The sequence below is a fragment of the Leisingera sp. F5 genome (assembly GCF_001593695.1).
In genome coordinates this window covers 1-1,438 of record NZ_LUKH01000941.1, presented here as the reverse complement: position 1 = coordinate 1,438, position 1,438 = coordinate 1, and the positions used below count along the sequence as shown (strand labels likewise).

Genomic DNA, 1,438 nt, shown 5'->3' with positions numbered 1-1,438 from the left:
CCGCTGGAAATCCTCGACCGGCTCGGCTGCGGCCAGCCGATGGTGGACAAGGGCGTCCAATGGGACACCGGCAAGGTGTTCTTTGACAACCGTCAGGTTTACGACTTCAACCTGCTGCCGGAAGAAGGCCACAAGCGCCCTGCTTTCATCAATCTGCAGCAGTATTACTTCGAGGAATACCTGGTGAACCGGGTCCGCGAGCTGCAGCAGCAGGGCGCGCCGATCGAAATCCGCGGCCGCAACAAGGTGTCGGCCATCGGCACCCATCCCGGCCATGTGGTGCTGGATATCGACACGCCCGAAGGTTCGTACAACCTGGAAGCCGACTGGCTGATTGCTTGTGATGGCGCCGGCTCCCCCACCCGGCAGATGCTGGGGCTGGATTTCGTGGGCCGGGTGTTCGAGGACAATTTCCTGATTGCTGACGTGATCATGGAGGCGGATTTCCCGACCGAACGCTGGTTCTGGTTCGACCCGCCTTTCAACAAGGGCCAGTCGGCACTGCTGCACAAGCAGCCGGACGGTGTGTGGCGGATTGATCTGCAGCTCGGCTGGGACATCGACAAGGAACGCGAGAAACGCCCCGAAAACGTGATCCCGCGGCTGCAGGAAATGCTGGGCAAGGATGTGAAGTTCGAGCTGGAATGGGTTTCGATCTACACCTTCCAGTGCCGCCGCATGGAGCAGTTCCGCCATGGCCGGGTGCTGTTTGCCGGCGACGCCGCGCATCAGGTGTCCCCCTTCGGCGCCCGCGGCGCCAACTCCGGCCTGCAGGACACAGACAACCTGTGCTGGAAGCTGCAGCTGGTGATGGACGGCAAGGCACCGGAGAGCCTGCTCGACAGCTATGACATCGAGCGCATTCACGGCGCGGATGAGAACATCCTGAACTCTTCCCGCTCCACCGATTTCATAACGCCGAAGTCAGAGATGAGCCGGGTGCTGCGCGATGCGGTTCTGGACCTGTCCGAACAGTATGAATTCGCACGCCCCTTGGTGAACTCTGGACGCCTGTCGGTGCCCTGCACCTATGATGGCTCGCCGCTGAACTCCGCAGATGCACTGAACGGGCCCGAACGCACCCGCCCAGGCTCCCCCTGCCCTGACGTCCCGCTGGGCGACGGGTTCCTGCTGGACCAGCTTGGAGACAAGTTCGTGCTGCTGACCATCGACGCCGATGCCCCCGACGTGATCGAGGAGGAAGGCATCGAAGTAACCCGGCTGGCGCTGTCGGTCAAGGACGACAAGACACTGGCACTGAAGGACCGCTATCTTGGCAGTGCAGAAAGCGGTGTCTACCTGATCCGCCCGGACCAGCATGTTGCTGCCCGCCGCCCCAGCTTTGACGAAAACCAGTTCCGGCACGCCATCCGCCGGGCCATCGGCAAGGAGTGATCAAGATGACCGAAGACCAACTGATCCTGACCGCCAACCTCGA

The 1,438-nt window shown here is 62.0% G+C and carries 1 protein-coding gene; it reads left to right on the top strand.

The genetic code is table 11. The annotated features are described in order from the left end of the window. Nucleotides 1–1,395, top strand: a 1,395-nt coding sequence (locus tag A2I95_RS37665) for an FAD-dependent oxidoreductase (RefSeq protein ID WP_291737548.1), incomplete at its 5' end; no start/stop codon positions are given. Nucleotides 1,396–1,438 lie beyond the last annotated feature (43 nt).